This is a genomic window from Streptomyces sp. NPDC043746, from assembly GCF_056436485.1.
Genome location: NZ_JBWKCM010000018.1, coordinates 22,635 through 29,993, shown reverse-complemented (window position 1 = coordinate 29,993; position 7,359 = coordinate 22,635). Strand labels below are relative to the sequence as shown.

The following is a 7,359-nucleotide window of genomic DNA, read 5'->3' as shown; positions in this document are numbered from 1 at the left end:
TCCTGCCGCCCTCCCCCCTCCTCCCCCCCCCCCCCTCCCCCCCCCCCCCCCCCCCCCCCCCCCCCCCCCCCCCCCCCCCCCCCCCCCCCCCCCCCCCCCCCCCCCCCCACGCCCCGCCCCGGGTTTCGCCCTCTTCTGTACCTACTGTTATGTACAGTATCCGCATGAGCACTCCGGACCGGCTGATCGAGGCCACCCAGGACCTCCTGTGGGAGCGGGGCTACACAGGGACGAGCCCCAAGGCCATCCAGCGCGCGGCGGGCGCGGGCCAGGGCAGCATGTACCACCACTTCAGCGGCAAGTCCGACCTGGCGCTCGCCGCCATCTCCCGTACCGCGCGGGAGATGCGGGAGACCGCGGGACGGGTGCTCGACGGGCCCGGCACCCCCGGCGAGCGGATCGCGGCGTATCTGCGGCGCGAGCGCGAGGTGCTGCGCGGCTGCCCGGTGGGGCGCCTCACGATGGACCCGGACGTCGTCGCGGACGACGCGCTGCGCGCCCCGCTCGACGCCACGCTCGACTGGCTGCGGGAGCGGATCGCCACCCTGCTCCAGGAGGGCCTGGACAGCGGCGAGTTCGCCCCGGGCACCGCCCCCGACCAGGTCGCGGCGACCATCGTCGCCACCGTGCAGGGAGGCTACGTCCTGGCGCGGGCCTCCGGCTCGTCCATCGCATTCGACTCCGCGGTGGACGGGCTGCTCTCGCTGCTCGCGACCCGCGCCCGGCCCGCCTGAGGAGACGCCGCCGTGCACGCCATGCAGTACGAGACAACGCTGCCCGCCGACTACGACATGGGCATCATCCGCACCCGGGTCGCGGCGAAGGGGCACCTCCTCGACGCCTTCCCGGGCCTCGGCCTCAAGGCCTATCTGATCCGGGAGCGCGCGGGCGGCTCCCCGGTCAACCAGTACGCGCCGTTCTACCTCTGGCACGCCCCCGAGGGGATGAACTCCTTCCTCTGGGGCGCCGGGTTCCAGGGGTTCGTCGACGACTTCGGGCGCCCCGAGGTCCAGCACTGGACGGGACTCTCCTACGAGGAGGGTCCGGCCGCCGGCGCACTCCCCCGGTCGGCCGTCCGGCTGCGGCGGCCCGTCCCGGGTGCCGTGCGCCCCGCCGCCGCCGTCGACGCGGCGCTGGAGGAGACGCGCCGGACCGCCGAGGGACCGGGGGTGGTCGCCACGGCGCTGGCGGTCGACCCGCGCCGCTGGGAGCTGGTCCGCTTCACGCTGTACGAGGGGGCGCCGCCAGGGGCGGAGGGCGAGGCGTACGAGGTGCTGCACCTGTCGGCGCCGGAGGCCGGGCGGCTGGAGCGGGGGCGGCAGTGGTGAACCCGGTGCGTACGGTGCTCGGCGACGTGCCCGCCGACGAGCTGGGGATCTGCGACGCCCACGACCACCTGTTCCTGCGCAGCCCGCGCCTGCCGGGCCAGGAGCTGGACGACCCGGAGCGGGCGGCGGGGCAGCTCGCGGCGTTCCGGGCGCTGGGCGGCGGGACGGTCGTGCAATGGACTCCGTACGGGATGGGGCGGCGGGCTGCGGATCTCGCGGCGCTCTCCGCCTCGACCGGCGTCCATGTGGTGGCGGCGACCGGGCTGCACCAGGCGGCGCACTACGCACCCGAGGTACTGCACCGGATCGCGCCCTCGCACTCCGGCCTCCCCGACCCCGCACGCCTCGCCGACCTCTTCGTGGCCGAACTGACGGAGGGCATCGGGGAGAGCCGCGTACGGGCCGGGATGATCAAGGTGGCGGGGGCCTTCCACGGGGTGGACGCCCACGCCCGGCGTACCATGACGGCCGCCGCAGAGGCCCACCACCGCACCGGTGCGCCGATCGGTGTCCACCTGGAGCTGGGCACCGGGGCCCTGGACGTCCTGGACCTGCTCTGCGGTGAGCTGGAGGTGGCGCCGGGCCGGGTGCTCCTCGGCCACCTGGGCCGCTGCCCTGACGTGGACGTCCAGCGGGAGGCCGGGCGGGCGGGGGCGTTCCTCGCCTTCGACGGCCCCTCCCGGGCCAACCACGCCACGGACTGGCGGCTTCCGGACCAGCTGGTGGCACTCGCGGAGGCGGGGCTCGGCGGGCAGCTGCTGCTCGGCGGCGACACGACGGTGCCGGAGACGCCGGGCATGCCGCATCTGCTCCGCCGGGTACGCCCCCGGCTCGAAGAGGCCCTGGGCAAGGAGCTGCTGGACACGGTGCTGACCGCCAACCCGGCCCGGGCGTTCGGCTTCGCGCCGGTGTCTCGGACACGCCGGGCCTGAGACACCCCGGGCCTGGGACACCCCGGGCCTGAGGGTCGGGACACCGGGTCGCGGGCTCCGCGCCGGCAGCGGCCCTGGTGCCCGCGCCCCCCTCAGGCGAGAACGGCCAGCGGGTCGTCGAGGATCGGCTGCCAGGCCAGTTCGGCGGCGCCGACCAGGCTGTTGTGGGTGAGAGTGCAGGGCAGGATCGGCACACTGCCGCTGCGCCCCCAGAGGCTGCGGTCCGCGACGACGGCCCGCAGCCGCTCCGGGTCGGCCTCCAGCAGCTCGCGGTGGAGGCCGCCCAGGATGATCCGGTCCGGGTTGAGGATGTTCACGAGCCCGGCGAGGCCCAGACCCAGGCGGTCGATCAGCTCCTCGGCGGCGTGCCGTACGTCCGGGTCCTCGTACTCCGTGCGCAGCAGATCGCCGGCCTGCTTGAGCAGCGACTCCTCCGGGCCCGGGTCGCGGCGGGCCGTGGTGAGGAAGGCGAGCGGGTCCGTCTCAACGTCGAGGCAGCCGCGGCCGCCGCAGTGGCAGGGCCGGCCCTCTGGGCTCACGGTGAGGTGGCCCACCTCCAGGGCGAGCCCCGAACTGCCGCTGTGCAGGCGGCCGTCGAGGACCAGGGCCCCGCCGACCCCCCGGTGGCCGGTAGCGACGCAGAGCAGGTGCTGCGCACCGCGACCGGCGCCGTGGCGGTGCTCGGCCAGCGCGCTGAGGTTGACGTCGTTGCCGGTGAAGGCGGGGCCCACGATGCCCGCGTCCTGTACGCAGGCGGCGAAGATGTCCCGTACCGGCGAACCGGCGGGCCAGGCGAGGTGCAGCGGGTTGAGGGCGGTGCCCTCGGGCTCGGCGACCGCCGACGGCACGGCGAGTCCGGCGCCGACGCAGCGCAGCCCGCTCTCGCGCAGCAGCCCGGCCCCGGCCGCCACGACCTCGCCGAGCACCTGGGCCGGGTCGGCCATCACCGTGACGCAGCCGGGCGCGGTGGCGACGATCCGGCCGCCGAGCCCGACGAGCGCGGCGCGGAAGCCGTCGGCGTGGACCTGGGCGGCGAGGACGACGGGGCCTGACTCCAGGACGGCCAGCCGATGCGAGGGGCGGCCCTGCGAACCGGCCGCGGAACCGGGGCTGGAATCGACCCGGATCAGCCCGAGCGCCTCCAGCTCGGCGGCGACCGCCCCGGCGGTGGCCCGGGTGACGCCCAGCTCGGAGGTGAGGACGGCGCGCGTGGGGGCGCGCCCGGTGTGGACCAGTTCCAGAGCGGGCCCGAGCGCGCTGCGGCCCCTCTCCAACTTCGTCCGGGTGGTGGTCGCCTTGCCGTTCATGAGGGCGAGTCTCCCATGATCCGGCGGGCGCCCCGGACCCGAGGGAGCCCGCCGGAACGGGTGACGTGTCCCTCCGTCAGGCGCGCTGCTCCGGTCCCGCCGACCGTGTTGCGCCCGCCGTCCGGCCGCCCCTATGCTGAGTTTGTGCCGCAACTAAACAAACTGCGGACGGCCCTACCGGGGGGACCTGGCGGAGACACCGCCCCTCCCTCGTCGGCCCGCCTCCGTACCGCGCTGACCGTGTTCTTCGCCCTCGACGGGTTCCTCTTCGCCGGCTGGGTGGTCCGCATCCCGGCCATCAAGCAGCAGACCGGAGCCTCCGCCTCCACCCTCGGCCTCGCCCTCCTCGGCGTCTCCGCCGGCGCGGTGATCACCATGGTGCTCACGGGCCGGCTCTGCCGCCGCTGCGTTATGCAAGCACTATGCGTGTCCAGTCTTGAAGTGTCTCACCCGCTGGGTGAGCGGCGGCAGTCTCGGTGTCTCACGCTCGCGGGAGACACCGGCGTCCTGTCCGGCGTGCGTCGAAGCCGGCGCCGAGGGGTCGGCACCGGCCCCTCGGCGTGCTCCTGGTTGCCCGGTTCTGCCGTGAGGTCAAATCCTGTGGATCGGTCGGGCTTCCATTGCTGACTGAGCCTCTTCCCACCTCACGGCGATGCGAGGTGAAGGACGAGGACGGCCTTCACGACGTCGGTGATCGGGTTGGTGCCGCAGCAGAACCTCCGCAGGAGGCGCCACCCCCTGAGGGTGGCCATGGCCTGCTCGCCGAGACAGCAGATCTTGGCGTGGGTGGTGTTGTGGCGGCTTCCGCTAACGCCGACCGGAACGGAACGCGGACGGAGCCGTCAGCACCCTGATTCGCCGTGCTCGCCCAACATCTGAGCCCCGTTTCGGTGAGGACTTCGATGGTCCCGTGCTGTCGCGCGGCGGCGGGCAGGTCGTGAACCGAGCCGGGCAGAGCCGACGAGGCCCAGAAAGGGAGGAGGCTGCTTCGTCGTTGCGCATGCGTGTCCAGCACATGGCCAGCACCGCCAGCTTGGAGAAGGCTCTGAGTACCGCACGCCACTGACAGTCGAGCCCGGGAGGCGTTCTTGTCCGGGAGTGCTCCCTGAATGAGAATCTGTCCTCATGGGCCGTGTCTATGACGATCTGCGACTTGCCGGGGCGTACGACCAGGGCAATAGGATGCCGGAGAAATCCCTGCGTGCCTGGGTGGATCTGATCGCCTCCCATACACGACGCCCGGAGCCGTCCATCGTCGAGATCGGTGCGGGGACGGGCATCTTCTCGGCTGCGATGGCCCGTTGGGTCGAGGGCTGCCGGGTCCTGGCCGTGGACGCGTCCGAGGCGATGCTCGCCGAGGCGCGGCGCCATCACCCGCACCCCGCCGTGCGTTATGTGGCCGGGACGGCGGAGGCCGTGCCCGCACCGGCCGACTCCTTCGACCTGGCCCTGATGTCCCGGGTGATCCATCACCTCCCCGACCGTGTCCAGGCGGCGCGTGAGCTGGCGCGCGTCTTGCGCGTCGGCGGGCGGGTGATCGTCCGCACCACGTTTCGTGAGCGTCTCGACCCGCTGGTCTACGAGTACTGGCCGCGCCTTCGAGCGATCGACGAGCGGCGTTTCCCCGGCGAGGAGGAAGTCGTCGCCGATTTCACCTCTGCCGGGTTCGACCTGGAGGATGTCACCTCCTTCGCCCAGCCGGTTACAGCGAGCCTGGAGGAGTACCGCGCTCGTCTGGTCACCCGTTCGCAGTCGAGGTTCACCCACCTCACCGCAGAGGAGTTCCGCGAGGGTCTCGCTCGCATGGAGGCTGCTGTACGCGACGAGGCCGCGTCAGAACCGGTACTTGAGCGCTATGACGTGGCCGTGTTCGTCCGCAGGTGACGTGAGAGCCGGATCTCCACCCCCAAAGACGTGTGGGCCACTGATGTATTGCGGGCCACCCGGTCCGCGATCGCTACCTGGCAGGTGTGGGGCGGCAAAGAGAGGTGGTGTCGGGTCGTCCAACGCGTGGCCGGAACCACGGAGTTCGTAAGCCTCCGTGGCCGGCAGGATGGGCTCAGTTGCTGGATACGCCGAGGGGGGCGAGTTCTGCCAAGAGGGCGGCTTCTTTGGCAGGGTTGGCGGGATCGTCGGGGAAGTCGACGTTGAGCATGCCGAGGCGTTCGACGCGCTTCTCCAGGTAGCGGTTGTCGCTATCGCTCAGGTGCGGGGCGAGGGGAAGCTCGAAGTCGTTCTGCCAGATGTTGCCGATGGCGTTGTCGTTTGCCCAGCGCACCTCACGGAATGTTTCGGCTTGCAGGCGGTTGGCGGTGACCGAGTCCATGCCGACGTGGCGCCATCCGTCATCGGGGTGCATGAGGTCGTCGATGTGGATCTTGAAGCGGTCGGCGTCGGCCCATACGGGCATCGTCTCGTCGGTCATGGAGAACACGTACATCCCGAATCGTCCGTTGTACTCGTGGACCAGGAAGTCGCGGGTGAGCGCGAAGTCGTCCTCGGTCTCCCCGGGGTAACCGACCATGAACGTGCCCCGGTGTTCGATCGTGCTGTTCACCATCAGTTCGATCGCCCGCCGGTTGTCGCTGGCCCGGACTTTCTTGTTCATGTAGCCCAGCGTCGCGTCACTCATGGACTCGTAACCGAACGCCAGCGCCCGGCAGCCGGAGTCCTCCAGAGCCGATACCACCTGCGGTGATTTGATCACGTTGGTCCGCGAGTACGCCTCCCACGGCATCCCGATGTCCGGCAGCAGAGCCAGCAGCTCACGGAACCGGGTGGGCGGGACCGTGAACGTCGAGTCCATCGCTTTGACATAGCGACCTCCGCATTCGTCCCGGAAGCGGCGGAAGTCGTCAGCGAGCTTGCCGGCGGATTTGTAGCGCCATGTCGGCGAGGCGGCCGGGTAGGAGCAGAACTTGCAGCTGAACGGGCAGCCCCGCATCGTCTCGGTCGGGACGACGGGGTGCGTGCCGGACGGGACCGGGGTGGGGTACTCCTCCAGGTCGATGTACTTGGTCGCCGTCATACGGAACGCGCCGGTGTCGGCGTCGCGCCACGCCAGGTTGGGGATGTGGCCGATGGACTCGTTGTGGGAGAAGGCGGACAGCAGCATCGGCAGCGCGGCCTCGGCGTCCCCGCGCACCACCACGGACACCTGCTCGTGGTGGGTGAGGATGTCGTGGAACTTCAGGTTGCTGTACTGGCCGCCCAGGACCAGCCGGGCGGTCGGGTAGCGCTCGGTGACCCAGGCGATCGCCTGGTCCATGGTGCGGGCGTTCCAGATGAACGTGGTGGACAGCAGGACCACGTCGAAGTCGTCGCTTGGCGGCGTCGGGTCTCCGAACCAGATGGCTTCGGTCGGGCAGGTCTGGAACTGCGCCCCGGCGGCTTCAAGGATTGCCTGCAGAGTGAACGTGGTCAGGTTCGGCATCTGCTTGATGCGGGTGAGGTGCTGGTCAGCGACCGGGAACGAGGCGGGACCCGCCGCGTCGTAGGGGCGGAGCACCTGGTGGCGGCGCCCATGGTGGTCGAAGGTGAGACGCGACAGGTCGAACGGCTTTGTCGAACCCTCGGATTCGAGGTCGGGGTCGAAGGAGGAGCCGTGCAGCAGGTGCCTAGTCCTTTTGGCCGGGCCCAGGCCTGCGATCAGGAGGATCCGCAGGGCCCGCCGGTTCGCTCCGGTCCGCGGCGGTGTCGATGTGTGGCTCATGAGCGTTCTTCTCTCAGTCTGAGGTTCGCCCGTTACTCAGGGGGGTGTCCCTAGGGGTTTCGTCAATCCGTGGGGTGGGC

At 71.5% G+C, this 7,359-nt stretch carries 6 protein-coding genes and 2 pseudogenes; 5 read left to right on the top strand and 3 right to left on the bottom strand.

All coding sequences use genetic code 11. The annotated features are described in order from the left end of the window. Window positions 1-149 precede the first annotated feature (149 nt). The 3 genes from AC0682_RS20015 to AC0682_RS20005 are packed head-to-tail and all read left to right on the top strand — an operon-like array spanning window position 150 to window position 2,260. On the top strand, window positions 150-734 hold the full coding sequence (locus tag AC0682_RS20015) for a TetR/AcrR family transcriptional regulator (protein WP_478534290.1): 585 nt from the start codon (window positions 150-152) through the stop codon (window positions 732-734). A 12-nt stretch (window positions 735-746) separates the two neighbouring features. Continuing rightward, a complete protein-coding gene (locus tag AC0682_RS20010) occupies window positions 747-1,328 on the top strand; it encodes a DUF4865 family protein (protein ID WP_478534288.1) in 582 nt (193 codons plus the stop codon). Beyond that, the gene (locus AC0682_RS20005) at window positions 1,322-2,260 is read left to right on the top strand and encodes a phosphotriesterase family protein (protein WP_478534287.1); all 939 of its coding nucleotides are present in this window, start codon (window positions 1,322-1,324) and stop codon (window positions 2,258-2,260) included. Before AC0682_RS20010 ends, AC0682_RS20005 begins: the two co-directional genes overlap by 7 nt. A 92-nt stretch (window positions 2,261-2,352) precedes the next feature. Here AC0682_RS20005 and AC0682_RS20000 read toward each other — a convergent pair whose 3' ends face one another. Next, window positions 2,353-3,567: an ROK family protein gene (locus AC0682_RS20000; RefSeq protein ID WP_478534285.1), complete on the bottom strand. Its 1,215-nt coding sequence runs from the start codon at window positions 3,565-3,567 to the stop codon at window positions 2,353-2,355. A gap of 144 nt (window positions 3,568-3,711) precedes the next feature. Between AC0682_RS20000 and AC0682_RS19995 the strand changes: the two are divergent. Further along, window positions 3,712-3,996 (top strand): annotated as a pseudogene (locus AC0682_RS19995) (MFS transporter); the annotation flags it as partial. A gap of 215 nt (window positions 3,997-4,211) precedes the next feature. Here the strand turns inward: AC0682_RS19995 and AC0682_RS19990 are convergent. Next, window positions 4,212-4,537 (bottom strand): annotated as a pseudogene (locus tag AC0682_RS19990) (IS5/IS1182 family transposase); the annotation flags it as partial. A 155-nt stretch (window positions 4,538-4,692) separates the two neighbouring features. Between AC0682_RS19990 and AC0682_RS19985 the strand changes: the two are divergent. Beyond that, the gene (locus AC0682_RS19985) at window positions 4,693-5,451 is read left to right on the top strand and encodes a class I SAM-dependent methyltransferase (RefSeq protein WP_478534284.1); all 759 of its coding nucleotides are present in this window, start codon (window positions 4,693-4,695) and stop codon (window positions 5,449-5,451) included. Window positions 5,452-5,626: 175 nt separating this feature from the next. Here the strand turns inward: AC0682_RS19985 and AC0682_RS19980 are convergent, their stop codons facing one another. Then, window positions 5,627-7,279 carry a B12-binding domain-containing radical SAM protein gene (locus AC0682_RS19980; RefSeq protein WP_478534282.1) on the bottom strand — a complete coding sequence of 551 codons (1,653 nt, stop codon included), beginning with the start codon at window positions 7,277-7,279 and terminating at the stop codon, window positions 5,627-5,629. Window positions 7,280-7,359 lie beyond the last annotated feature (80 nt).

Excerpts from the sequence above, each read along its gene's own strand:
- AC0682_RS20015 (WP_478534290.1), top strand. The coding sequence starts at position 150 with ATGTACAGTATCCGCATGAGCACTCCGGACCGGCTGATCGAGGCCACC.
- AC0682_RS19980 (WP_478534282.1), bottom strand. The coding sequence starts at position 7,279 with ATGAGCCACACATCGACACCGCCGCGGACCGGAGCGAACCGGCGGGCC.
- AC0682_RS19985 (WP_478534284.1), top strand. The coding sequence starts at position 4,693 with ATGGGCCGTGTCTATGACGATCTGCGACTTGCCGGGGCGTACGACCAG.
- AC0682_RS20000 (WP_478534285.1), bottom strand. The coding sequence starts at position 3,567 with ATGAACGGCAAGGCGACCACCACCCGGACGAAGTTGGAGAGGGGCCGC.